This is a genomic window from Brevibacterium samyangense (assembly GCF_039529845.1).
GTDB classification, from domain to species: Bacteria; Actinomycetota; Actinomycetes; order Actinomycetales; family Brevibacteriaceae; genus Brevibacterium; species Brevibacterium samyangense.
Window position 1 is genome coordinate 13,500 of sequence record NZ_BAAANO010000010.1, and the last position, 24,926, is coordinate 38,425.

Genomic DNA, 24,926 nt, shown 5'->3' on the forward strand with positions numbered 1-24,926 from the left:
TCCCCGGTCCTACTCTGGTCCCATGGACATCCTCTCCGGCCTGGGACTCGCGACGTCCTCGGGGCTCAACGCCTACATCCCGTTGCTCGTGCTCGGGCTGCTCGACCGGTTCACGCCCGTCGTGGACCTCGGGCCCGGTTTCGAGTGGCTCACGAATCCGTGGATCCTCGGGATCCTCGCGGTGCTCCTCGTCGTCGAGATCGTTGCGGACAAGGTGCCCGCGGTGGACTCGATCAACGACGCGATCCAGACGGTGGTGCGTCCCACCTCGGGCGGGATCGTGTTCGGTTCGGCATCGTCCGCACAGATCGCGGGCCTGGGCGCGGAGACCGCGACGGTGACCGACCCCGAGGCGTTCGTCTCCTCGGGCACATGGGCGCCGGTGGTCACCGGCATCGTCATCGCGCTCGTCGTCCACGTGAGCAAGAGCCTCACCCGGCCGGTCGCGAACACCGCCTCCGCCGGAACCGCGGCGCCCGTCCTCTCGAGCGTCGAGGACGTCGCGAGCACCGGGCTCGCCTTCCTCGCGATCTTCGTCCCCGTGCTCGTGCTCGTCGCGCTGCTCGCGGTCGTCATCGGGTTCGTCGTGCTCACCGTGCGGGCGCGGAGGAAGAGGCGGGAGCGCCGGCGTGCAGAGGCGCTCGCCTCGGGAAAGCCGCTCGTCCTCTTCGAGGGTGCGGAGAGAGAGGGATACCGCTGAAGGTGGGGCGCCGGCCGCTTGCCCTCCGGTTCAGGGTGCGACGATGCGGAGCGTGGGGAAATATGTTGTGAAACGCCGCCTGTCGCGCGTGAGCAATGTATAGTCGGCGACCGCCGCATGCGCGCCGATGTAGAAATCCGGCAGCAGGGCCGACTTCTCACCGCCGCGTCGTCGGTACGCCACGAACGCCTTGCCGGCGAGAAAGCCCGCATCCCACGGTAGAGCAACGCGTTCGACGTATGGGCTGGGGAGCGCCCACTCGAGATCCTCGAGGCGGTCGAATCCCACGGACACCTCGGCAAAGATCAACGGGTTGATCACCACACGCCCGTGGTCGAACGCGTCCGCGAGCGCGCCGGCCGACCACTCGAACCATGTCGGGTCGTGCGTCAGTACATCGAGCAGCACATTCGTGTCGACGAGCGTGGTCTCACCCACGCAGCAGCTCCATGAGTTCGTCCGTGGTGTGCTGGGCCGTTGCGCGTCCCGTCATCCGTCGCACGATCCGCTCACCCCGAGTCGACTTCTCTTCCGCATGAACGATGCGCAAGGACGAGCCGTCTGCGATCACCTCGACTTCATCACCTTCGTGGAAGCCGTGAGCACGGCGCAGTTCTGCGGGGATCGTCACCTGCCCCTTGGAGTTGAGTTTCATCTTCATCCTCCGTATTACGTGTAGAACGTAATACTACCGGCGGTTCTCCGGGGCCGCTACGGATCCTGCGTCACAACAGGGATCGTCCGGCATATGACGCTTCATGACACTCCCTGTGACGCCGCTCGCTGCACCGTTCCGTCACGGGTGCGAGAATCGTCCGCATGAGCACCGAGACCCCCTCCACCCCCACCGCACCCCGCCTGCGCGCGCCCGAACTCACGGGCCGCCGTTGGCTCAACACCGGCGGTACCGATCTGAGCCTCGCCGACCTCCGCGGCAAGGTGGTGCTCCTGGACTTCTGGACGTTCTGCTGCATCAACTGCCTCCACGTCCTCGACGAACTCCGCCCCATCGAGGAGAAGTACAAGGACGAGCTCGTCATCATCGGCGTGCACTCGCCGAAGTTCGAGTTCGAGCGCACCGTCGAGGCCGTCGACAAGGCCGTCGAGCGCTACCAGGTCGAGCACATCGTCCTCGACGACCCGGACCTCGTCACCTGGCAGGCGTACACCGCCCGCGCGTGGCCGACGCTCGCGGTCATCGACCCCGAGGGTTACCTCGTCGCCTCGATGTCCGGGGAGGGCCACTCCGCCGGCCTCGCCTCCCTCATCGAGGACCTCATCACCGAGCACGAGGCGAAGGGCACCCTCCACAAGGGCGATGGTCCGTACGTCCCGCCGGCCGCCCCGGAGACCGAACTCTTCTACCCCGGCAAGCTCACCCGCCTGCGCAGCGGCAACCTCCTCGTCGCCGACTCCGGTCACCACTCGATCGTCGAGTTCGACCCGAGCGGTGCGGAGATCGTCCGCCGCATCGGTGCGAAGGAGCGTGGATTCGTCGACGGTGAGGGCGCCTCGGCGCGGTTCTCCGAGCCCGGCGGGCTCGTCGAACTCCCCGCGGACCTCGCCGCCGAGGTCGGCTACGACGTCGTCGTCGCGGACACCGTCAATCACGCGCTGCGCGGGATCACCCTCGCGACCGGTGAGGTGCGCACCCTCGCCGGCACCGGTGAACAGTTCATGGTCGGCGCGATCGACAACGTCGTCGGCACCCACGCGGAACTCGGTCGGTACGACGGGCCGGGCACGCAGATCAAGCTCTCGAGCCCGTGGGACGTCGAGTACGTGGAAGCCATCGGCGAGGTGCTCGTCGCGATGGCCGGCAACCACACCCTCTGGTCCTTCGACCCGAAGGACGGCACCATCCGCCACCTGAGCGGCACGATGAACGAGGGCCTCGTCGACGGCGACGCCGAGACCGCGTGGTTCGCCCAGACCTCGGGACTGAGCACCGCCTCGGACGGGCGGATCTGGACCGCGGACTCGGAGACCTCCTCGCTGCGCCGCCTCGACCCGGCCACCGGTGCGGTGGAGACCCTCGTGGGCACCGGCCTCTTCGACTTCGGGTTCCGCGACGGAGCCGCCGCCGAGGCGCGCTTCCAGCACCCCCTCGGCGTCGCCGAACTGCCCGACGGGTCCGTCGCGATCGCGGACACCTACAACGGTGCGATCCGCCGCTGGGACCCGCAGACGAACGAGGTGAGCACGCTCGCGCGCGGTCTCGCCGAGCCCTCCGACATCCTCGTCGTGACGCCGGAGGCCGACGCCGACGGGAATGCCGCGGCTCCCCACCTCCTCGTCGCGGAGTCCGCGGCGCACCAGCTCACCGCCGTCTCCATCCCCAAGGAGGCGCAGCAGGTCGACGAGGGCGCGAAGCAGACGACCCGTCCGGCCACGGAACTCGGCCGCGGCCCGCTCGACATCGCGGTGTCGTTCACGGTGCCGAAGGGCCAGAAGCTCGACGACCGCTGGGGCGACCCGACCTACCTCCAGGTGTCCTCGACGCCGAAGGAACTCATCGTCTCCGGTGCCGGCGGTGAGGAGGGCATGACCCGGCGAATCGAGTTCGACCCGGCGATCACCGAGGGCGTCCTCCACATCACCGCCCGCGCCGCGTCCTGCGACGGCGAACCCGGCGGTGAGATCCCGCTCCACGCCGCCTGCCACCTCTACCAGCAGGACTGGGGCATCCCGGTGAAGCTCGTCGACGGAGGGGAGAACGTCCTCGACCTCGACCTGCGCGGGGTCTGACCCGGCACCACCCCACCGGCACGATCCCACTGGCAAGGGTTTCGACCAGGGCAACACATTCCGTTTCCCATCCGCGGAACGGAAACACAATCGGTTGTCCTCGGCGAAACCCTTGCCGTTCGTGGGAGGACGTCGCCGGCGTCTACGAGTACCCCGCGCCTCGGTGTTGCGGCAGGAGTGCGGACGCCGCTGCCGCCTCCCTACGGGTCACCCCACGAGCACGGCGAGGATCGCGGCGCTCGCGATCGTGTTGATGCACATGTGGAGGGCGACACCGCCCCACAGGTTCCGGTGGAACCAGCGCAGATACCCGGCGCAGAGGCCCAAGGCGAAGAGATACGGCAGCAGCACGGGCACGAGGTGCACCGCGGCGAACGCGACTGCGCTCAGGACGATCGCGAGGAGCACTGCGAGAGACCGCAGTCCGGCGCTCCGGGCACCGGCGAACCGGCCACGCAGCCACCCCATGAGGTAGCCGCGGAAGAACAGTTCCTCCCACAACGGAGTGAGTACCGCCATACCGAGGAACGCGAAAAGCGCGGTGAGGGCCCCTGCGTTCGCGAGGAGCCGGTCCACGCTGCCGTTCGTCTCCGAGGCGGCCGCGTTCGGATCACCGAGGATCCCGACGAGGAACACCGCCTGGACGAGGAGCAGGACGACGATCGCGGCCGGCACCTGCCACAGCGCGTGGAGCAGGCGCCACGAGGGACGCACGAGCCCGAGTGCGGAGCGCGCCACCCGGTACCGGCGGGCCACGAGCACCAGTCCGATGAAGGCGCTGAGCGCCTGGAGGAAGATCGCCGAGGCGAGGACGGGTGCCACGAGCGCACGCCCGTCCGGCAGCACGAGGAGGACGACGACTGCCGCCCCGAAGAAGACGACGGCACTCCCGAGCGCGATGCCGAGAGCCGCGAGGAGCGACTTCCCGGAGATTCCAGCCGGAAGGGATGCAGGGGGCGTCGGTTCACCGGTGGGGCTCATGGCACGATCCTCTCGAAGAGCTACTCCCGGCGTCGAATCCGGGCCCGCGACCGTGCAGCGGCCCCGCTTATTTCTGTTCCGTGCCACCGAGTTCGACATCGACGGAGAAGTCGGTGCCGTCGACCTTGCCGATCTTCACGACGGCTCCGGCCTCGACGCCGGTGTTCGGGTCCGTGACGGTGCAGTCGAAGGTCATGTTCTCCGAGAGCTGTACATCGCCGTCACCGCAGTCGATGTCCGGTGTCGCCCCGAAGTGCTCCTGGAGGGCGTTCTCCGCGAGCGTCTCCACCGCGGAGATCGGCACGGACACCGAGAAGTCGAGGACGCCGCACCCGGCGAGCAGCCCCGTCGTGGCGAGCACACTCGCGCTCGCAAGGCCCATGAGAGGGCGGCGGAAGCGGGAGGTGCGGGACATGGCGGCTCCTTCGTCCGGGCATTCCCGGGGCGGACGGATGCGAACCGGGACCCTCTCAGCCTAGGAACGGTTCCTGGGTCTGCCTCCCAGGTGACGGAACGTGGGACGCCCCGTCCACTCAGAGCGTGATGAACCCGATCGCCAGACCCACGATCCCGGCGACCGCTCCGAGGCACACGAGGACGACGACGAGGAGCTCGCGGGGCGTGAACGTCCGCTGCTGCTTCTCGCGCCGCGTCATGACGAACAGCACCGTCGAGAGCGCGTAGACGACGAGGGAGAGCAGCAGCAGTTCCCAGCCGGCGGCGAAGAGGAGGAACACCGTGTAGACCGTCGCGAGGACCGCGATGACGAGATGCCCGCGTGAGGCGCCGTCGCGTCCACCGTCCCGACCCGAGGCGATCCTCACCGCGTACGCGGCGCTGAAGAAGTACGGGATGAGGGAGAGCGCAGCGCAGAACTCGAGGGCGAAGTCGAAGGCGTCCGCGGAGAACATCGTGAGGACGAGCATCGCCTGGACGAGCAGCGTCGAGATGAGCAGCGCGGGCGCGGGCACACCACGGTCGTCGATCGGGGCGAGGAATCGTGGCATATCGCCGTCCTGCGCGGCGACCTGGAGGATCTCGGCGGCCATGAGGGTCCACGCGAGGAATGCCCCGAGGACGGAGACGAGGAGACCGGCGCTCACGAACACCGTCGCCCAAGGACCGATCGGCGGAAAAAGAGACGTAATCGACGGTGACGGGTATCCCGCACCGCGGCGGCGACCTACCCTGGCTCCATGACCGCCGTGACCTTCACCGGGACCGATTCCTGCGGCAACTCGCCGAAGAACGCGTTCGTCGCCGCGTTCGAGGAGGCGCTGTGCACCGGGGACGCCGGCCACCTGCGCCGTGTTCTCGCACCCGACGTCGAGCTCGAGGTCGTGCGGCCCGGTGGGGATCCCGACACCACCACCGGCGCCGAGGCGGTCCTCGCCTCCCTCCTCGCGCTCCGTCCCGCAGGTCTCGCCTCCGGGCATCTCGAGGCGGCCGTGACCCACGGGAAGGCCGCAGCCGCCTGGGGGACGTGGGACCGCGGTGACGGCACGGTGTGGTGGTCGCACACGCTGTGGTTCCGGACGCTGAAGGCGACCGAATTCGACCGGATCCGTATCTTCGGCTCCTGACCTCAGCCCGCCAGGGTCTTCCCCGCCTGACTGGGGACGATGCGTACCGCGGTGCCGTCGACGAGGACGGTCGCCGTCATCGAGAACCGGATCTCCTCCTCGATGTCGAACGCATGTGCCGTGACGATGTCCCGCTCACGGGTGCGGACGGTGAGGGCCGCCTCGGCGGGTTTCATCCGCAGGTCGCTGCCGGACTCCTCGAGGGTGACCGCGGGGTACTCCTCGACCGTCCACGTGGGGTCCTCGAGGATCTCGTTCTCCGTCTCGTATCCGAAGGTGCACCCGGTCGGCATGAGGACCTTCTGCTCCGCGCACCCGTCGAGGTGGGCCCGCACCGCCTCGTCGACGGCGTCGCGGAGGGCGTCGGTCGGTTCGGGTTCGAGGGTCACCTCGTGCGTCTGGGCGGGGCCGGTGACGTCGACGTGGACGGCGTCGGCGCGGAAGTAGTCGCCGGAGAACCCGACGTTGTACGACGCCGGGAACAGCACCGGGACGGGACCGTCGGTGACGGGGACTGTGACCCCGTTGACCTCGGCGGTACCGGAACCGTCGACCGCGATGTCGAGGTGCGGCCAGTCGTCCGCCCGGATCACCCACCGGTTCCACAGGCCCCAGGTGGCGGGCAGGCGCACGAGGTCGAAGGTGAGTTCCTGCGTGCTGTTCGCGAGGTTCGCCCGTGCGGTGACCGTCGCGGTGTCGCCGTCGACCTCCGTGTGCGCGATCCGGATGTCCTGCGGGAGGGAAGGCGCGTTCTGCAGGGCCTCGTCGGTGAGGGTGCGCCACTGCGCGTTCGGGGCATCGAGGAGGCCGAGTGCCCGGCCCGCGTCCGCGTCCGCGACGGCGTGCAGGTACTGCTCCACCGTCCGGGCAGGCGAGTACACGGCGATATTGAGGACGGGGACCGAGGCCGCGGCGAGCACGACGAGGACGAGCGCCGCGACGAGCAGGGTCCGGGGTGAACCCGGCAGCCACTCGGGAGATGCGGCCGGCCGGCCGACAGTCCGGTTCCCGCGGGCGCGCGCACCGGTGCGGGATCCCCGAGTGCGTGCGCGGTCCGTCATGCGGGCCATTCAACCAGGCCGGGCGTCATTCCACCGAGTAGGGGTGCATCCGCGCCGTGTCGACCTCGACCCACACCCGGGCGCCGACGACCACCCGGGCCGTCTGTTCCGCGACCGAGGCGCCCAGCCCCGGGTGCAGCACGCCGGCTTCCGGGGTGCGGGGTTCCGGTGCAGCCGCCAACGCTGCCGGCCGGAAGTCGAGCCAGTCGGCGGACATCGCGAGTCCGACCTCGGTGTCCGCGGGGGAGAGGGTGAGCTGGAGCAGACCGGAGTTCTCGCGGATCGCGGTGACGACGGCCTCGAAGACGGTCGCGCCCTCGGTGAAGGCGGGATCGAACTCGTCGAAGGAGACGGTGGCGGCGTCGGTGGGGATCGTGACGAACACCTTGCCGTCGAGCTCCGTCCGGGCCCTCACCTGCGAGTGTCCGATCGACAGCCGGCCGCGCCGGGCGAGGCCGGAGAAGACGTTGACGCCCGACCATCGGGCGGCGAGGTTGCTCCGCGGTTCGGAGAGGTGCTCCGCGAGCGGTCCGGTCTGCGCGACCTGGTCCTTCTCGAGCACCGTGAGAGTGCCGCCGAGGAGCGCGGCGTCCATGACGTCGGTCGTCGCGAGGACGATGCCGAGGTCGTGCTTCCCGGCCACCTGCATGACCGTCCTGCGGGCCCCGAGGCGGGCGTGCTCCGGAAGCGCCGCGAACGGGTCGTCGAGCACGAGGACGGAACCGGTACCGGCGAGGGCCGCGGCGAGGCGGAGCGCGAAGCACTGTTCGGGGTCGAGGTCACGGATCCGGGTACGGGCATGGGCTTCGATGCGAAGACCACACGCGTGGGCGAGGGCAGTGAACCGCGTGTCCCGTGCGTCCGCTCCCGTGGTGGCACGCACGTACTTCGCCACCCGGGCGCGCGGAGTGGCCGCGGGGTCCGGTGCCGTGAGCGCCTCGGCGTTCGCGGAGAGCCGGGTGAGGGCCGAGCGGACCGCGTCCGTGTGCCCCATGAGGACAAGGGTGTCCCCCGGGCCGATCGGGGCGTCGTGGACGGGCTTCCCGGTGAATCGGACACCGGTGGGATCGATCGAGGTCGCGGCAGTGGTCACGCCGAACGATTCTAGTGCGGCGGCGCAGATGCAAGGGAATCACCCAGGACGACCGAATGGGTTGCCGTTCGGGGGAACGGCAACCCATTCGGTCGTCCTGGGCGAAACCGTTGTCCTGCCGCCCCGCCACCCTCCGGACACACCGATGGGGGACCCGCTTGCCTTCGGGTCCCCCATCGGGAGGTGGTGCTCAGCACCGCGATCCGGCCGAGGGGCCGGCGCCGTGCGTGCCGGAACTCAGTACGAGCTCGGGTCCTCGCTCACGCGGGTGCGACGGCGGGTGATGACGACCGCGGCAGCGCCGACGACGAGGAGTCCTGCGCCGAGGGCGAGGCCCGTCATCTCCGCACCGGTGCGCGGCAGGTCGCGGCTGTTCGAGGTGCCGGTCGACGCGGACGAACCGGAACCGGTCGAACCGGAGTCACCGGAACCGCCCGAGGTACCGGAGTCGTCCGAGCCCGCGCCACCGGAACCGCCGGCGGCGACGTCGTCCTCGGTCATGGTGCCGTTGGTGATGACGGTGAACGAACCGGACTGGGCCTGGTTCGAGTCCTCGCCGTACACCGTGACGTTGTAGGTACCGAGCACCGGTGCGGTCGCGGCGTAGACGCCGAATGCGGCTTCACCGTTGTCGTCGGCCTCGCGCTCCATCGTGAAGCGCTCGACCTGGCCCTGTCCGTGCTCGACGACGAGGGTGACGGTCTCGCCCGGCAGCGCACCGGTCGCGGAGATCGTGACACCGGCGTCGGACGAGGCGAAGTCCTCGGAGCTGATCTCGACCGGGTCGATCCCGATCCGCAGATCGGCGACCGGAGCGGCTTCCTCGGTCGCGGTCTCCGAGGCGGTCGCGGAGGTGGTCTCCTCGGGGGCCGAGGTGGTCTCCTCCGGGGTGGGCGCCTCGGTGGTGGTCGGGGTGCTCGAGGCGGGGGCCGGCGTCTGCGGTGCCGTGGTCTCCGGAGCGCTCGTCTCCGGAGCGGCTTCCTCGGTGGTGGGCGCCTGCGCGGCCGGTGCCTCGGAGGTCGGCGCGGGAGCTGCGCTCGAGGTGGTCGGCGCCGGGGCCTCGGTGGTCGCCGGGGCGGCCTCCTCGGTCTCGCGGGGAGCCGGTGCCGAGGTCGACGGCGCGGCGGGAGTGGAGGCGGAAGCCGACGTCGCCGGCGCGGAGGACGCGGGTGCCGAGGTCGCGGGAGCGGACGTGGCCGGAGCCGCGGGAGCCTCCGAGGTGGCGGGGGCCGCGGGTGCGGTGGTCTCCTCCGGGGTGGGTGCCTCTGTGGTGGCCGGGGCGGACGTCGCGGGAGCTGCCGGGGTCGACGCGGGTGCCGAGGTCGCGGGAGCGGACGTGGCCGGAGCGGACGTGGCGGGAGCGGACGTCTCGGGGGCCGCGGACTCGGTGGCGGTCGGCTCGCAGGTGACGGACGGTGCCGGCGCCGGGGTGTAGGCCGGCTGGGTCTCGTCGGTCTCCTTGACCACCTCGAAGGTGACCTCCGAGGACACCGTGCCGGTCTCGCCGTCGGTGAGGTCCAGGGTGTAGGTCCCGACGGGCACGACGGCGCCGCCGGAGACCGTGAAGAAGTAGGTGCCGTTGACGACGCCCTGGTCGTTCACGGTGAGCGGGGTGTCCGCGGTGTACTCCGTGCCCTCGGTGCCGACGACGGTGACCGTGGCGGAACCGTTCGGCGTGAAGCCGGAGCCGGAGAACCGGATGCCGGTCTCGGGGTCGGCGATGTCGTCCTGGGAGATCTCGGAGACGAACACCTGCGACTCGGGTGCGGAGGTGTCCGGGATCGCGGTCTCGTCCGGCGCGCACTCGGTCGCAGGAGCGGACGTCGACGCGGTCGACGTGGGTGCGGTGGTGCCGGGGGCAGCGGTCGAAGCAACAGCGGGAACGGCTACGAAGCCGGTCACCACGGCGGCCACTGCGGGGGCAAGCACAAGACTCTTCGCAGAAGTCTTCACAGTAGGGCCTTTCGGTTGTGACAAGCACGCACGAAAGCCAATAGTCCCGCCACTCCTCGGTAAAAGGGGAAGGCACCATCGGCGCGGGCGTATTTCGTGACCACTGTAGAGCATGGATTCGGCCTCTGACCACGGAACTCACACCTCCGCTCGGCGTGTCGGAGTGCCCGCCGAGAGCGCTCCGGGTATTACACGCATGTGATTCCGCAGGTGGGGATGCGAACGCTCGGTTCCGGGCCGCGGGCCGCCGGGCGTGCAGGAATTTCCGGAAAACCGCGCGGTACATTTGCACCGTGAGCCTGTTATCCGATCGCGACATCCGCGCCCAGCTGTCCTCCGGGCGGATCGTCCTCGACCCGCACGACCCGAGCCTCGTCCAGCCCTCGAGCGTGGACGTCTGCCTCGACCGGTCGTTCCGGTTGTTCGACAACCACAAGTACTCCTTCATCGACCCGGCGACCGAGCAGCCCGAGCTCACCCGCCTCGTCGAGGTCGACCCGGACGAGCCCTTCGTCCTCCACCCCGGCGAGTTCGTGCTCGGCGCGACCCTCGAGGCCGTCACCCTCCCGGACGACATCGCGGCCCGCCTCGAGGGCAAGAGCTCCCTCGGGCGCCTCGGCCTCCTCACGCATTCGACCGCCGGCTTCATCGACCCCGGGTTCACCGGACACATCACGCTCGAGCTCTCGAACGTCGCGACGCTCCCCATCCGCCTGTGGCCGGGCATGAAGATCGGTCAGCTCTGCTTCTTCGAGCTCTCCTCCCCGGCCGAGGCGCCCTACGGTTGCGACCCCCGCACCCTCAACCGGTACCAGGGGCAGCGGGGTCCCACGCCCTCGCGCTCGCACCTGAACTTCCGGCGCGGTATCGCCCCGGAGCACCGCTGACATGCCCGGTGCGCACGACGCCCGGGACCCGCGCAGTGTCGAGGTGCTGCGCACCCGCCACCTCCTCCTGCTCGACGAGGAGACCGTGCCGAGCGACGTCGTGGCGCTCGTCCACAACCGGATCCCCGATCTGCCCGCGCCCGAGGTCGTCTCCGCGGGGGAGATGCTGCCCGAGGGAGTCCTCACCGAGGACGTGAAGTCCTGGAGGCTCACCAGACACTCCCGCCTCGAGGGGCCGTTCCTCTTCGACGCCGCGACGTGCGCCGAACTCGGGATCCCCGCCCGGTACTCCCGTGCGTTCGCGCTCGTCGCCCCGCGTGATCGCGAGCCCTCCCCGCCGCCGTCCTGGTACCGGGACCCGGACGGGTTGCACCTGCTGTTCCCCGGTGGGCTGCCCTCGCAGGAGGAGGGTCGCCAGATCGACCTCCTCATCGCGGTCGCCCGCAGGCTCCACGGCGGGGTGCGGTTCTCCGACGAGCAGGTCGATCCGCAGGCCCTGCTCTCGCCCTCCGGTGTCGCGGCCGCGGCGGAGGCCGAGGCGAACCAGCCGGCGGGCCTGCTGTTCCCCGATCCGGATGCCCACATCGACCTCTTCGTCTACGGCAGCTATTGGCTCGCCCCCGAGGTGCTCTTCGAACGACTTCGCGCGCTCGACTCCACTGTCGAGTTCCCGGTCCTGCCGGAGGGCGCCGGAGAGGACGGCGCACGTGACGACGGTGCTGCGGGGCACGGCGGACTCGAACTCGACGGGTACTCGATCCTCGTGCCGCTCACCGCGCTCGGTGAACGCGCGGGGTCGATCGAGATCCGTGTGATGGAGGAGGAGGCGCTGCCGCGCATCGTCCGGATGGCCGATCCGGAGTCCCCCACCCGTGTTCTCTATCACCTGCACTGGATGGACGCCGATCAACAACGGTACTTGCCGGAACCCGACGAGGAACTCCGGCGGTTGCGGCTCGCGGCCTCAGTGCGCCTCGATCGGCTCGCCGGGGAGGTTCTCCGGGCGACGGGCGGCACGGTGCTCGACGAGGACGGGTTCCTCGTCGCTCCTGCGCAGCTCGGTTGATGCCTGCAGGGGACGGTGGGGGCCTTCTGCGCCCCTCCGGGTCGGGGTGTCCCCGGCGCCGGAAACCGGCACGACACGCCGTCCACTTGAAAAGTCCGGCGACAGGTCTATAATTCCTCGATTTCGTCTCCGGGGGTTCCGCGTGGAAGAATGGGCGGAACCTGGCCGGAGACGACCGTTGGAGGCTGACGCATGGCAGCACTGGTGACCCTCTTCTTCGTTGCCGCGCTGCTCTCACAACCCCTCTTCCGCCTCCTGGGGCGCAACGCCTTCCTCCTCGTCGCGCTCGTCCCGCTTGCCGGCCTCGTCGTCTCCCTTGCCCGCGCACCGGCCGTTCTCGGGCTCGGGGGCGGGGATCCGGTTGCCTGGGAGGAACGCTTCCGCTGGCTCCCGGCGCTCGACCTCGCGATCGTCTTCCGGATGGACTCGCTCTCCTGGGTCCTCTCGCTCCTCGTCACCGGCGTCGGCGCACTCGTCTTCGTCTACTGCGCGCGCTACTTCGAGGCGGACGAACTGCGGCTCGGCCGGTTCGCCGGGGTCCTTCTCGCGTTCGCCGGCTGCATGTACGGGCTCGTCGTCGCGGACGAACTCCTGCTCCTCTACGTCTTCTGGGAGGGCACCACGGTGTTCTCCTACCTCCTCATCGGCCACTTCCACTCCCGCCGGCCCGCCCGGCGCGCAGCACTCCAGGCGCTCATCGTCACGACCGGCGGCGGACTCGCGATGCTCGTCGGCATGCTCCTGCTCTCGGCCGTCATGGACACCGGTCGGATCTCCCTCATCGTGGCCCACGGGTGGAGCGGCCTCGTCGACGGGCAACCTCTCGTCATCGCCGCGGTCCTCCTCATCCTCGTCGGCGCGGTCTCGAAGTCCGCGCTCGTCCCCTTCCACTTCTGGCTGCCCGGCGCGATGGCCGCCCCGACCCCGGTGAGCGCGTACCTCCACGCGGCGGCGATGGTGAAGGCGGGTATCTACCTCGTCCTCCGCCTCGCCCCCGGATTCCACGACATGCCCGGCTGGTCGACCGTGCTCCTCACCCTCGGCATCGCGACGATGCTCATGGGCGGGTGGATGGCGCTCCAGCAGTTCGACCTCAAGCTCGTGCTCGCCTACGGCACGGTGTCGCAGCTCGGGTTCCTCACCGTCATGGCGTCCTTCGGCACCCGCGACATCACGACCGCCGCGCTCGCCCTGCTGCTCGCGCACGGATTCTTCAAGTCCGTGCTGTTCCTCGCCGTCGGCGTCATCGACCACCGGGCCGGCACTCGTGACCTGCGAAAACTCTCCGGGTACTGGCGGTGCTCGATCACCCTCACGGTGGTGTCCGTGGTGGCCGCGTTCTCGATGGCCGGTCTTCCCCCGACGTTCGGCTTCGTCGCGAAGGAGGCCGTCTACACGACCCTCATGGAGTCCGGGACGAAGGACGCGTGGATCGCGCTCATCGGCCTGTTCCTCGGGTCCGTCCTCACCGTCGCGTACACCGCGCGGTTCCTCTGGGGCGCATTCGCGCACAAGCCGGGCATCGAGGACATCGCCCCGGACCGGGAGGACGCCCTCTTCCTCGCTCCGCTCGTCGTGCTCTCGACCGTGACCCTCGCCGCGGGTGTGTTCGCCGGGTCCCTCGTCGAGCCGCTCACCCGTGCGTGGACCGCCGGCCTCGACCTCGAGGCACACGCGGATCCCGCGCACCCGTACCATCTCGCGCTCTGGCACGGACTCGAACCGGCGCTCGGACTCTCGGTGCTCACGGTGGGCCTCGGCGTGCTCGCGTTCGTCTTCCGCCACCAGGTCTCCGTGTTCCAGTCGGCGATGCCCGACGGCTTCAACTTCCACCAGGGGTACCGCCGGTCGATCGACGGGCTCGAACGCGTCGCGGTGTCGGTGACCGCGCGGACCCAGCGCGGTTCGCTGCCGTTCTACCAGGGCATGATCTACCTCGTCGCGATCCTGTCCCTCGGCGTCGCGCTCCTGCTCAACAACACCTGGCCGGCGGGGATCGATTTCGCGCAGTCGCCGCTCCAGGTCGTCGTCGCGATCTGCATGATCATCGCCGCGATCGCCGCCACCCGCGCCCAGAAGCGCTTCGCCGCGGTCGTCGTCACCGGGATCACCGGCTACGGGATGGTCGCCTACTTCGCGTTCCAGGGCGCCCCCGACCTCGCCCTCACCCAGGTCCTCGTCGAGACCATCACGATCGTCGTCTTCGTCCTCGTGCTGCGCCGGCTGCCGGTGCAGATCGGCCGGAACGAGGGCCGCCTGTCGCCGTCCGTCCGTATCGTCCTCGGCGTCGCCTTCGGGGCGCTCATGATGGCGATCGCGTGGGTGGCGATGGGCGCCCGGACAGACACCCCGGTCTCCACCGAGTTCCCGTACCTCGCGTACACCTTCGGCCACGGGTCGAACATCGTGAACGTCACCCTCGTCGACATCCGCGCCTGGGACACCCTCGGCGAGACCTCCGTGGTCGTCGTCGCCGCGACGGGCATCGCGAGCCTCATCTTCGTGAAGAGCCGCGAGGGAGTCCTCCAGCGCCTCGCGGGGGACCGCCCGCAGGGCATCCGGCGCTGGATCAACCGGGTCGACGAGGACCCGGACGCCCCGCTCGTCGCCCTCACCGAGAAGGAGTCCGCCGCCGCCCGCCGTCAGGCCTGGTTGCTCGCGGGTCGCTCCCTCGCCCCCCACAACCGCTCGATCATCCTCGAGGTCACCGTCCGGCTGCTCTACCACGCGGTCCTCGTGTTCTCGGTCTACCTCCTGTTCGCCGGTCACAACCTGCCCGGCGGTGGGTTCGCGGCCGGGCTCGTCGCGGGTATCGCACTCATCGCCCGGTACCTCGCGGGCGGACGGTTCGAGCTCGCGGAGGCCGCGAACATCGACGCCGGCAAGCTCCTCGGCGCCGGCACGGTGTTCACCGCGGGGACCGCACTGTGCGGCTTCGTCTGGGGATCCGCCGTGCTCGAGTCCGAGTACGTGTCCGCGGAGGTCCCGGTCCTCGGCTACCTGTCCTTCGGGACCTCGACGCTCTTCGACATCGGCGTCTACCTCATCGTCGTCGGACTCATGCTCGACATCCTGCGCTCGCTCGGCGCGGAGGTCGACCGTCAGCAGGAGGTCGACGAACGCGTCGTGGAGAAGTCCCTGAGCGACGGCGACCACACCCCCGGCCGTGAGGAAGTGCACCTCGTGCTCGACCGGGTCGACGATGTGCGGCTGGGCCGCCGGACGGAAGGAGGCCGGCTGTGACGACCTCCTTCGTCATGCTCCTCACGATGGGCGTGCTGCTCGCGTGCGGCATCTACCTCATGCTCGACCGTTCGCTCACCCGGGTGCTCCTCGGGTTCCTCCTCATGGGCAACGGCATCAACATCCTCATCATGCTCACCGCGGGCCCGCCCGGGAAGGCACCGTTCACCGACGGCTCCGACTTCTCGACCGAGGGGATGAGCGATCCCCTGCCGCACGCCCTCGTGCTCACCGCGATCGTCATCACCTTCGCGATGACCGCGTTCCTCCTCGCGCTCATCTACCGCTCGTGGCGCCTCGTGCGCAACGAGACGATCGCCGACGACCTCGAGGACGCACGCATCGCGCTCGCCCGGAGGCAGGCGATCGACACCGAGGCGGAGACCTCCGACGACTACGAGGACACCGAGTTCGGTGACGAGGCCGAGGTGCCCGTCCCCGGTGCGCTCGACCTCGACGACGACGGGGCTCCGCACGAACGCGGGACCATGGACCCTCCCGACGACGACACCGCGGTCGATGTGTCCGTCGAGGCGCAGGGGCAGCGCCCCGCACCGGACGCGCCGACTGGGGGCGGCGCCTCGGCCGGTGCCCCGTCCGGGGTCACGATCGGCGCCACCACCGGAGCGACCGGCGGTGAGCCGCTCGAGGCGGTCGGTGACGGACCGGAGGACAGCGTCGACGCCTCGGAGGCTCCGGGACCCGACAGCCCCGAGAGCCCCGCGGGCGGTTCCCATGACGACGACCCGCCCCACGAGGACCGGCCGCACGAGGAGAGGAGGGACGACGCATGACGCTCACCACCCTCATTCCGCTCCCCGTCGTCCTGCCGTTGCTCGGTGCCGGCCTCGCCCTGTTCATGGCCGGGCGGGTGCGCGTGCAGAACGCGATCTCCGTCGTCACCCTCGCCGCGGTGCTCGCGATCAACGTCGCCCTGCTCGTCGGTGTCGACACCGAGGGCACGCAGGTGATGGCGGTCGGCAACTGGGAGTTGCCGTTCGGCATCGCGCTCGTCGTCGACCGGCTGAGCGCGCTCATGCTCGTCGTCTCCTCGATCGTCACCCTCGCCGTCCTCGTCTACGCGATCGGCCAGGAGATGGGCGACCACGCGCGGGAGACCCCGGTGAGCGTGTTCAACCCGGCGTACCTCATCCTGTGTGCGGGCGTCTTCAACGCGTTCCTCGCCGGTGACCTCTTCAACCTCTACGTCGGTTTCGAGATGCTTCTCGCAGCGTCCTACGTGCTGCTCACGCTCGGCGCAACGGCCGAACGCATCCGGGCGGGGGCGACGTACATCGTCGTCTCGCTCGTGTCCTCTCTCGTCTTCCTCGCGGCGATCGGCCTCATCTTCGCCGCGACGGGCACCGTGAACATCGCGCAGCTCTCGGCCCGGCTCGACGCCCTGCCGCCGGACATCCAGCTCATTCTCCACATCGCGCTGCTCATCGGATTCGGCATCAAGGCGGCGGTGTTCCCGCTCGCGTTCTGGCTGCCGGACTCGTACCCGACCGCCCCGGCGCCGGTGACCGCGGTGTTCGCCGGTCTCCTCACGAAGGTCGGCATCTACGCGATCATCCGGACGGAGACCGTGCTGTTCTTCGCCTCGTCGTTGCGGGTTCCGCTGCTCGTCGTGGCACTCGCGACGATGATCTTCGGCATCCTCGGGGCCATCGCCCAGTCCGAGATCAAACGCATGCTCTCGTTCACCCTCATCTCGCACATCGGGTACATGCTCTTCGGCGTCGCCATGGGCACCGTCGACGGACTCACGGCGGCGATGGTCTACACCGTGCACCACATCGTCGTGCAGACGGCATTGTTCCTCGCGGTCGGACTCGTCGAGCAGCGGACCGGGACGACGTCGATCCGGCGCCTCGGTTCCCTCGTGTTCCTCGCCCCGGTGATCTCGCTGCTCTTCTTCGTTCCGGCGCTCAACCTCGCCGGGATCCCGCCGTTCTCCGGATTCATCGGCAAGATCGCGCTCTTCCAGGCCGGTGTCCACACAAGCGACTGGCTCATCTACGTGCTCATCGGCGGCGGCGCACTCACCTCGCTCCTCACCCTGTACGTCATCGGCAAGGCGTGGAACTTCGCCTTCTGGCGGGAGGCCGCGGAGGCCGAGGAACCCACCGAGGCGCTCGTCGCCGAGTCCGCCGAACGCAAGGAGGCCCTCCAGGCGGGCCGCACCTGGCGGACCGGCCTCAAGGTGCCGTGGCTCATGATGGTCCCGACCGTCGGCATGGTGCTCGTGAGCGTCGCGATCACGGTGTTCGCCAACCCCCTGTGGGGGTACGCCGCCCGCGCCGCCGAGAACATGCGCGGACCGAACACGTACATCACGCACGTGCTCGAACACGAGGGGGACACGAAGGGATGAGTCCGCAGACCGCGAAACTCCGCCGCGCCTCGAGCCGCCGTGCCCGCCGCAAGTCGCTGTGGCAGCAGGCGCTCCTCATGCTCGCGCTCGCGGCGCTCTGGGTGTTCCTCTGGGACACCGTGAGCGTGTTCTCCGTCCTCTCGGGCCTCGTCCTCGCCTTCGCGCTCACCCGGGTGTTCTACCTGCCCCCGGTCGAGCTCTCCGGCCGGTTCGACCCCCGATACGCGCTCGTCTTCGTCGGATGGTTCCTCTACCGCGTCGTCGTCGCGTCGTTCCAGGTGGCGTGGTCCGCGGTCCGGCCGCACGGCGTGGGCGCGGGATCCGTCATCGAGGTCGAGCTCCACACCCGTTCGGACCTCCTCATCACCCTCATCTCGCAGGTGACCGGACTCATCCCCGGCTCCGTCGTCCTCGAGGTCGACCGTGCCCGCTCGAACGTGTACATCCACGTGCTCGACGCCGCCGAGGACCGGGAGATCGACGCCGCCCGACAGGAGATGGCGACGATCGAGTACCTCCTCATCCGCGCGATGGGGTCACCGCACGACATCGCGATCCTCAACGAGTACCGCCGCGGCAAGGGTCTGCCGCCGGTCCTCGAACGCAAGGACGCCGCCGCTCGCGCGCGGGCCGCCGGAGCGGGCGAACGCAACACCTCCGCGGGGAACCCGAGCGACTCCACGCCGGCCACAACGGACCAGGACACGGCATCCGCACCCGAGGAGCGACGCCCATGAGCGACCTCACGACTCTCATCGACCCTGCGATCGCCCGGATCGCGGTGCCCGTGCTCGCGGTGCTGTTCGCCGCCTCCGCGGTCCTCGCCGTGGTGAAGATCGTCCGCGGTCCGTCGATCCTCGACCGGATGATCGGGTCCGACGTCCTCCTCGCGACACTCATGTGCGGGATGGGCGCGTTCATGGCATTCACCGGACGCAGCGATCTCCTCGTCATCGTGCTCGTTCTCTCCTCGATGGGCTTCATCGGGTCCGTGAGCGTCTCCCGGTACGTCTCCCGCGGGGAGGCCCGCGGGGGCGCGGTCCTCGGGGCCCCGTCCCGCCACGCCCGAGGCGCCACGGGCTCCGGAGAGCGGGGCGCCTCGGCCGGTGGGGACTCCGCGGGCGGCAGTGCCGCCGGTGCCGGCTCCGCCGAGGGCGCCTCGGGTCGGAGCGACATCGACTGGGTGCGGGACACGATGGCGGTGGCGGGCACCCCGTCCACCGAGCAGGTACCGGAGGTCGCCGGCACCATGACCGCGGACGACGTCCTCGCGATCGTGCGGCGGGCCGGAGGGCAGGAGGAAGAAGGCACCGCCGACGACCCCACCGATCCCACCGAGCCCGGGGAGGAAACCCGATGATCGCCGACCTCGTCACCGTGGTGCTCCTGCTCCTCGGTTCCCTCCTGTCGATCGCCGGCGCGATCGGACTGTTCCGGTTCCCGGACCTGCTCAGCCGCCTCCACGCGGCGTCGAAACCGCAGCTGCTCGGTCTTCTCCTCGTCCTCGCGGGCGTCGCGGTGCAGATTCCTCATTGGGGACCGATCACGACGATGGGGCTCATCGTGGTGTTCCAGCTCATGACGACTCCGGTGGGCACCCACATGGTCGGCAGGGCGGGTTACCGGACCAAGCACCTGCGGCGTTCTATGCTGTACCGGGACGAACTCGCCGAAGCCGTGGCCCGTGCCGAAGCGCGTGTGGCCGCGGAACGTTCGCGCACGACCGATCACTGAGCCTGTGAGGACGGCCCGTCCGGATCGGACGGACCCTTTTTCCAGCAGAAGGACTCCACATGACAGCCCCCCAGTTCTCCTCCGACGACCGCCCGCTCGTGCTCGTGGCGGACGACGAGCCGGACGTGCTCGGCAGCGTCGTCCCGTTCCTCACGCGCTCGGGGTTCCGGGTGCTCAGCGCTCCGGACGGACAGCTGGCCCTCGACGAGATCCTCCGACACCGCCCCGACGCCTGTGTGCTCGACGTCCTCATGCCGGGACTCGACGGCCGTGCGGTCCTGCGGGCCCTGCGCCGGGAGGAGAACTGGGTCCCCGTCATCCTCCTCACCCAGGTCGGCGAGGCCGTCGAGCGTGCGATGGCGCTCGAGGAGGGCGCGGACGACTACCTCAACAAGCCCTTCGATCCGCACGAGCTCGTCGCCCGCATCCGCGCGGTGCTGCGACGCACCCGGGTCGACGGTCCGCCGTTGTCGAACGCCCCGGTCCTCGTGTCGACCTTCGGGCTGCAGGTCGACCGGGTGGGGCGCCGCGCGTGGCTCGGGCAGCGCGAACTCGTCATCACCCCGAAGGGCTTCACCCTCCTCGAGTACCTCATGGTGCACGCGGACGAACTCATCGAACGTCCCCGTCTGCTCGAGGTGCTGTGGGGCTTCGACGAGACGGTCGGCACCCGCGCCGTCGACTCGCGGATCGCGGAACTGCGGCGCGTGCTCGGTGAGGACGCCGCGAACCCCCGGTGGATCGGCACCGTGCAGGGGCGGGGCTACCGATTCGTCGCGGAGGTCAAGGGCGCCCACGAGATCAGTCGGTGATCGGACCCTCATGAATACTTTCCTCGTCCTCGAGTTCCGCATCTGGTTCCTCCTCGTCCTCCTCGTGGTCCTCGCCGGCCTCGGCTTCGGCGCGTGGTGGTACACCCGGAAGTGGATCGCCGAACGCGAGGCGCGGATCCGTGAACACGCGCGGGCCGATGCCGAGCGCGAGGCGATGACGCGCCGGAACCGGATGCTCATCCGCCTCGACCACGAACTCAAGAACCCGCTCACCGCCCTGCGGACCTCGGCGGCCACCGTTCGCGAACTCATCCGCGAGGACGCCCCGGACCCGGACGAGATCGCACCCGTCGTGCGGCAGATCGACATCTCCTCGCGCCGGGTGGCCCGTCTTCTCGCGGATCTGCGCAAGCTCGCGGACGTCGAGAGTCGGGACATCGAGTTCTCCCGCGTCGACCTCGACCGTCTCATCCACCAGGCCGTGGAGGACGCCCGGACCGCGCCGGGGGCCGAGGACCGGATGATCGTCGCGACCGTCGCCCGCGCCCCGTGGAAGCTCCCGGCCGTCGCCGGTGAGGAGGACCTGCTGCTCTCGGCGATCCTCAACCTCCTCGGCAACGCGATCAAGTACTCGAACGACACCGACGTCGTCGAACTGCGCGCGAACGAGCAGATCATCAACCAGCACCGCTGGGTCGTCGTCGAGGTCGCGGACACCGGCCAGGGCATCCCCGCCGACGAACAGGAGGCCGTCTGGGACGAGCTCTCCCGCGGCAAGAACGTCCGTCAGGTCGCCGGTTCCGGTATGGGTCTGTCGCTCGTGCGGTCGATCATCGCCCGCCACGGCGGCACCGTGGAGCTGTTCTCCCAGGAGGGCCAGGGCACCGCGGTGCGGATCCTGCTCCCCGTCCTCGCGGAGACGCAGAACCCGCAGGTGGACCCCTATCGCGGCGGCGTCGCCGCCGGGGACATCGCCCAGTCGAGTCCCGTCCAGCCCTTCCAGGACCCCACCGGGGCCCATCGCCGAGGCGCCACGCCCCCACCGCAGGCCGGCACCGACCAGCCGGGACCGTACGTCCCCGGTGGCGGTTTCGTCCCGCCGCTCGCACACGCCCCGGAACCGGGTCAGATCCTCGGGACGCCGCGGCGCACCTCGCGCCGGCGCCTCCAGAGCGTCGACGGGGAACTCCTCGACACGACGACCGGTGAGGCCTTCGGCGAACCCGGACGGCAGGGTTCCGGACCCGTGCCGTTCGATTCCGGCCCCTATCAGGCGTTCAAGCCGCCGCAGAACCAGCCGGGCCGGCCTCAGCAGGGGCAGCCGGAGCACGGGCAGGGCGCCGGTCCGGCCCGGGGTTCCGGTCCTGGCCGGGGTCAGGATTCGCCGGCCGGACAGCCGCCGCGGAACCCCGGCACCAGGGGTTCCGGACCGGCGCCCCAGGGTCCGGTCCCGGCACGTCCTCCGATGCCTCCGCAGCAGGACCCCCGATCCCCCGGAGGCGGGCGGTGACGCGGGGTCGGACTCCCGTGCGTGGACGGACTCCGGTACGGGGTCGGACTCCGTGGCAGGGACGGACGGTGCTGCGGGGACTCGCGTGCGCCTCGGCCGCGGCCGTGGTCCTCGGACTCACCGGCTGCGGGCTCGTGAACGCGCGGACCGCCGACGGCGGTGGCGGTCCGATGACCGTCGGATGGCAGCCGACCGCAGGCCCACCCCCGGCCACCCCGACGGAGGACCCGGCGCCGGAGGGTTACCGGGCGGAGACTGTCTCCTTCGGCGGCGGATGCCCGCTCACGGTCGACCTCCTCGTCCCGGAGTCCTACGAGGCGCTCAAGCCCTACTCGGACTCCAACCGGTCCTTCGGACACCCGGACGAGACGGACGGTTCCTCGAAGGCGATCGAGCTGTACTGCTCGGAGGCCTATGCGGACACCGCCTCGGAATCGGTGCAGGCGAAGGAGAAGTACGGCTGGGAGTCCTCGTCGACGGTGCGGGCGCAGCGGAAGGCGAACCTCGGGCCGGGGTACTACTGGGCGTACCAGATCGACCTCGCGGACACGGAGATCTACGCCGGCCTCGAACCCACGTCGGCCTTCTGCATCAATTACGCGCTCGGCGCCGAGGGCAAGCTGTGGGACCTCGAGTACTGCGCGTTCCACTACACCGCGGACACGGAATCGCAGCACGAACTCGCCACCGCGGCCGCGCACGTGAGTGTCGACGGGCACCCGATCGTCGCCCCGGAGTGGGACCTGGACTGACGCTCCGGAGTGGGACCTGGGCTGACCGGCGCGCTGCTCACATGCGCACGGTCCTCACATGCGCACGGTCCTCACATGCGCAGCCAGGTGTCCTTCGTGTCCTTCACCATGCAGCCGTGGGATTCGGCATCCGTGAACCAGCCGACGGGCGGTCCCTGTTCGGTGACGGTGGCGTCGCGGAGGACGATGACGTCGAAGTTGAGGGCGAGGGCCGCCATCGCGGTGTCCTTCACCGCCCACTGGGCGTCCACGCCGCCGATGACGATGCGATCGACCCCGAGGTCGTGCAGACCCGGGGCGAGATCGTCGATGCCGTCGAACGCGTCCGAGGTGGGGGAGACGAGGCCGAGTTCCTCCTCGTCGACGACGAACACGCTCTCCGGCTGGTCCTCCGGCCCGGCGTCCTTCACGGGTGCGGAGACGAAGACGAGCACGCCCCCGGTGGTGCGGGCGCGCATGACGATGTCACCGAGCTGTTCCGTGACCTCTGCGGTCGCCGGTCTCGACGTTTCGGTGTTCATCACGAGCAGTGCGTCCATGCGTCTAGCATCTCATGAGCAGGCATTCCCTCCTGTGCGTGCATGCACCGCACCCCCTCGAAAGGATCCCCATGACGACCGCCGCGTTCCGCTCCGCACTCTCTGCCGGTGACCTCACTCTCGGCACCTTCGTTCTCGAGTTCGCGAGCCCCGGGATCGGGAGTATCGCCGCGGGTGCGGGAGCGGACTGGATCCTCTACGACCTCGAGCACACCGGGTGGTCGACGGACCGGGTGGCCGCCTCGATCGCGGTGTCCCGGCGCGAGGAGATCGCGACGTTCGTCCGTGTCGCCGGTCCCGCGCAGCACCTCGTGTCCGGGGCGCTCGACGCCGGGGCCGAGGGCATCATGATGCCGTACGTGAACTCCGCGGAGCAGGCGGCACAGATCGTCTCGTGGATGAAGTACCCGCCGATGGGCATCCGCGGTTCCGCGTTCGGGATCGCGCACGATCTGTACCGCAGCGGCGACCCCGCGGGGAAGCAGGCAGCGGCGAACGCCTCGACCGTGTTCCTCCCGCAGATCGAGACCCCCGAGGCGGTCGCGGCCGCCCACGACATCGCCGCCGTGGACGGGGTCGACGTCCTCTTCGTCGGTCCCTTCGACCTCAGCACGAATCTCGGTGCACCCGGGGACTTCACGACGCCGGAGTTCCGTGCCGCACTCACCACCGTCGCGGAGGCGGCACGGGCCCACGGCAAGGCGGCGGGCATCTTCTCAGGCTCGCCGGCGCTCTCCGCGCTCGCGGTGGAACTCGGGTACCGCGTCGTCTCCCACACCGGTGACGTCGCGATCTTCCAGCAGGCGCTGCGGACCGGACTCGCCGACATCCGCGCGCTCCTCGGCTGACCGGTGGCAGTACTGCGCTGAGGTCGACGACCTTCATGTCGCGATGGGTTGTGGTCGTCGACCTTCATGTCGCGATGGGTTGTGGTCGTCGACCTTCATGTCGCGATGGGTTGCTGGGTTTCGGTGAAACGGCACATTCGATTGGGACCTGAACGCCGCAGCCCGCTAGGAATCGCGATCTCGATGCGGGCTCGGAGGTCCCGGTCGTCTCGGAGGTCTGTGTCATCTCGAGGGTCTCGGTGGGCTCGAGGGGCCGGAGTTGATCCGAGAGACCGGGATCGATCCGAGGGACCGGCTTCGGGCGTGCCGATTCCCGGTGTCTGTGCCAAAGAACGGTCTCCCGGCCGAATACCGGTCCCTCGCTGACGGCGACTGCGGCGGGAACGGGCCGTCGAGTGTGTGATCGCCTGCGATTATCGACTTTCAGTGTGCGATTGGGTGCGGTCGACAACCTTCATGTCGCGATGGGTGCGGTCGACAACCTTCATGTCGCGATGGGTTGCTGGGTTTCGGCGAGATCGCGCATTCGATTGCGACGTGAACGCCGCGGCAGCAGGGAATCGCGATCTCGGCGCACGGGCCGCTCGGAATCGCGATCTCGGCGCGGTCGGTCGTCTCGGAGGCCTCGGGCATCTCAGCCTGCTCAAGGTGAATGCGGGTCAAAGGCCAGAATGTGTGTACAGGATGGCCCGCTTGCCCAGTAACCCGTAGGGCAAAACCCCTCCGAACATGCCCTGTGAGCATGTTCAGTGCGAGATCCTCGAAATCAACCCCGTCGTGATGTACGTACTGGCACGCCGGAAGTTGCCCCTCGAACCGCCTCAACCCCGTGGTTCCGACGAGGTACGCGCCGGCCCGACCGTCACCCACGGCAGCGGTGTCGATCGCGCGAAGCCGCTTCGACCACCTCAGGTCGCAATCGGGTGCGGTTGCCGCTGTCGAGGTCGCGATCGGTGGTGGAATTTCCGCGAAAACATGCAGACGATCGCGATCTCAACGGGCCCACCACAGGGAATCGCGATCTCGATGCACGGCCCGTCTCACGCGCGCACGAGGAATGCGAAGACCTACCGGGCCG

The 24,926-nt window shown here is 69.8% G+C and carries 24 protein-coding genes; 15 read left to right on the forward strand and 9 right to left on the reverse strand.

Translation table 11 applies throughout. The features are described from left to right. The first annotated feature begins 22 nt into the window (after positions 1–22). Positions 23–700 carry a DUF4126 domain-containing protein gene (locus ABD172_RS05630; protein WP_344307736.1) on the forward strand — a complete coding sequence of 226 codons (678 nt, stop codon included), beginning with the start codon at positions 23–25 and terminating at the stop codon, positions 698–700. Positions 701–730: 30 nt separating this feature from the next. Here the strand turns inward: ABD172_RS05630 and ABD172_RS05635 are convergent, their stop codons facing one another. Together ABD172_RS05635 and ABD172_RS05640 are read right to left on the reverse strand one after the other, a co-directional pair. Then, on the reverse strand, positions 731–1,138 hold the full coding sequence (locus ABD172_RS05635; RefSeq protein WP_344307738.1) for a type II toxin-antitoxin system VapC family toxin: 408 nt from the start codon (positions 1,136–1,138) through the stop codon (positions 731–733). Further along, on the reverse strand, positions 1,131–1,355 hold the full coding sequence (locus ABD172_RS05640) for an AbrB/MazE/SpoVT family DNA-binding domain-containing protein (RefSeq protein ID WP_344307740.1): 225 nt from the start codon (positions 1,353–1,355) through the stop codon (positions 1,131–1,133). The genes ABD172_RS05635 and ABD172_RS05640 overlap by 8 nt, the downstream gene beginning before the upstream one ends. 164 nt (positions 1,356–1,519) lie before the next feature. On the opposite strand from ABD172_RS05640, the gene ABD172_RS05645 reads away from it, so the two are divergent. Beyond that, positions 1,520–3,448 carry an NHL domain-containing thioredoxin family protein gene (locus tag ABD172_RS05645; RefSeq protein ID WP_344307741.1) on the forward strand — a complete coding sequence of 643 codons (1,929 nt, stop codon included), beginning with the start codon at positions 1,520–1,522 and terminating at the stop codon, positions 3,446–3,448. Between the two features lie 207 nt (positions 3,449–3,655). On the opposite strand, the gene ABD172_RS05650 is transcribed toward ABD172_RS05645, so the two are convergent. The 3 genes from ABD172_RS05650 to ABD172_RS05660 form a co-directional block, all read right to left on the reverse strand. Next, entirely contained in the window at positions 3,656–4,429 is a 774-nt protein-coding gene (locus ABD172_RS05650; RefSeq protein WP_344307742.1) for a CPBP family intramembrane glutamic endopeptidase, read from the reverse strand. A gap of 67 nt (positions 4,430–4,496) precedes the next feature. Beyond that, positions 4,497–4,844 (reverse strand): hypothetical protein, encoded by a 348-nt coding sequence (locus ABD172_RS05655; RefSeq protein WP_344307743.1) that lies wholly within the window; start codon positions 4,842–4,844, stop codon positions 4,497–4,499. A 118-nt stretch (positions 4,845–4,962) separates the two neighbouring features. Further along, positions 4,963–5,730, reverse strand: coding sequence for an amino acid permease (locus tag ABD172_RS05660; protein WP_344307891.1), 768 nt, complete (start codon positions 5,728–5,730; stop codon positions 4,963–4,965). Here ABD172_RS05660 and ABD172_RS05665 point away from each other — a divergent pair. Further along, on the forward strand, positions 5,626–6,012 hold the full coding sequence (locus ABD172_RS05665; protein WP_344307898.1) for a hypothetical protein: 387 nt from the start codon (positions 5,626–5,628) through the stop codon (positions 6,010–6,012). The two genes, ABD172_RS05660 and ABD172_RS05665, sit on opposite strands and share 105 nt — an antisense overlap. Positions 6,013–6,014: 2 nt before the next feature. On the opposite strand, the gene ABD172_RS05670 is transcribed toward ABD172_RS05665, so the two are convergent. From ABD172_RS05670 to ABD172_RS05680, 3 genes are all read right to left on the reverse strand, one after another. Next, the gene (locus ABD172_RS05670; protein ID WP_344307745.1) at positions 6,015–7,073 is read right to left on the reverse strand and encodes a hypothetical protein; all 1,059 of its coding nucleotides are present in this window, start codon (positions 7,071–7,073) and stop codon (positions 6,015–6,017) included. Positions 7,074–7,098: 25 nt separating this feature from the next. Next, positions 7,099–8,166, reverse strand: coding sequence for an ABC transporter (locus ABD172_RS05675; protein WP_344307747.1), 1,068 nt, complete (start codon positions 8,164–8,166; stop codon positions 7,099–7,101). A 237-nt stretch (positions 8,167–8,403) separates the two neighbouring features. After that, complete coding sequence (locus ABD172_RS05680; protein WP_344307749.1) at positions 8,404–10,119, reverse strand: LPXTG cell wall anchor domain-containing protein; 1,716 nt, start codon at positions 10,117–10,119, stop codon at positions 8,404–8,406. A 293-nt stretch (positions 10,120–10,412) separates the two neighbouring features. On the opposite strand from ABD172_RS05680, the gene dcd reads away from it, so the two are divergent. The 11 genes from dcd (at position 10,413) to ABD172_RS05735 (ending at position 22,461) form a co-directional block, all read left to right on the forward strand. Continuing rightward, positions 10,413–11,006, forward strand: coding sequence for a dCTP deaminase (gene dcd, locus ABD172_RS05685; protein ID WP_344307751.1), 594 nt, complete (start codon positions 10,413–10,415; stop codon positions 11,004–11,006). A gap of 1 nt (position 11,007) precedes the next feature. Beyond that, positions 11,008–12,072, forward strand: a complete 1,065-nt coding sequence (locus ABD172_RS05690) for a hypothetical protein (RefSeq protein WP_344307753.1) — start codon at positions 11,008–11,010, stop codon at positions 12,070–12,072. Positions 12,073–12,264: 192 nt separating this feature from the next. Further along, the gene (locus tag ABD172_RS05695) at positions 12,265–15,315 is read left to right on the forward strand and encodes a Na+/H+ antiporter subunit A (RefSeq protein WP_344307755.1); all 3,051 of its coding nucleotides are present in this window, start codon (positions 12,265–12,267) and stop codon (positions 15,313–15,315) included. Next, on the forward strand, positions 15,312–16,109 hold the full coding sequence (locus ABD172_RS05700) for a Na(+)/H(+) antiporter subunit C (RefSeq protein WP_344307757.1): 798 nt from the start codon (positions 15,312–15,314) through the stop codon (positions 16,107–16,109). The genes ABD172_RS05695 and ABD172_RS05700 overlap by 4 nt, the downstream gene beginning before the upstream one ends. Then, positions 16,106–17,692, forward strand: coding sequence for a Na+/H+ antiporter subunit D (locus ABD172_RS05705; RefSeq protein ID WP_344307759.1), 1,587 nt, complete (start codon positions 16,106–16,108; stop codon positions 17,690–17,692). Before ABD172_RS05700 ends, ABD172_RS05705 begins: the two co-directional genes overlap by 4 nt. Next, a complete protein-coding gene (locus ABD172_RS05710) occupies positions 17,689–18,429 on the forward strand; it encodes a Na+/H+ antiporter subunit E (protein ID WP_344307761.1) in 741 nt (246 codons plus the stop codon). Before ABD172_RS05705 ends, ABD172_RS05710 begins: the two co-directional genes overlap by 4 nt. Beyond that, positions 18,426–19,052: an MrpF/PhaF family protein gene (locus ABD172_RS05715; protein WP_344307763.1), complete on the forward strand. Its 627-nt coding sequence runs from the start codon at positions 18,426–18,428 to the stop codon at positions 19,050–19,052. The genes ABD172_RS05710 and ABD172_RS05715 overlap by 4 nt, the downstream gene beginning before the upstream one ends. After that, entirely contained in the window at positions 19,049–19,426 is a 378-nt protein-coding gene (gene mnhG / locus ABD172_RS05720; protein WP_344307765.1) for a monovalent cation/H(+) antiporter subunit G, read from the forward strand. Before ABD172_RS05715 ends, mnhG begins: the two co-directional genes overlap by 4 nt. A gap of 59 nt (positions 19,427–19,485) precedes the next feature. After that, positions 19,486–20,238 (forward strand): response regulator transcription factor, encoded by a 753-nt coding sequence (locus ABD172_RS05725; protein ID WP_344307767.1) that lies wholly within the window; start codon positions 19,486–19,488, stop codon positions 20,236–20,238. Positions 20,239–20,248: 10 nt separating this feature from the next. Further along, the gene (locus tag ABD172_RS05730; protein WP_344307769.1) at positions 20,249–21,709 is read left to right on the forward strand and encodes an ATP-binding protein; all 1,461 of its coding nucleotides are present in this window, start codon (positions 20,249–20,251) and stop codon (positions 21,707–21,709) included. A 68-nt stretch (positions 21,710–21,777) separates the two neighbouring features. Next, positions 21,778–22,461, forward strand: a complete 684-nt coding sequence (locus tag ABD172_RS05735) for a hypothetical protein (RefSeq protein ID WP_344307771.1) — start codon at positions 21,778–21,780, stop codon at positions 22,459–22,461. 71 nt (positions 22,462–22,532) lie between these two features. Here the strand turns inward: ABD172_RS05735 and ABD172_RS05740 are convergent, their stop codons facing one another. Further along, positions 22,533–23,000, reverse strand: a complete 468-nt coding sequence (locus tag ABD172_RS05740) for an isochorismatase family protein (protein ID WP_344307773.1) — start codon at positions 22,998–23,000, stop codon at positions 22,533–22,535. A gap of 71 nt (positions 23,001–23,071) precedes the next feature. Between ABD172_RS05740 and ABD172_RS05745 the strand changes: the two genes are divergently transcribed. After that, positions 23,072–23,848, forward strand: coding sequence for an HpcH/HpaI aldolase family protein (locus ABD172_RS05745; protein ID WP_344307775.1), 777 nt, complete (start codon positions 23,072–23,074; stop codon positions 23,846–23,848). Positions 23,849–24,926 lie beyond the last annotated feature (1,078 nt).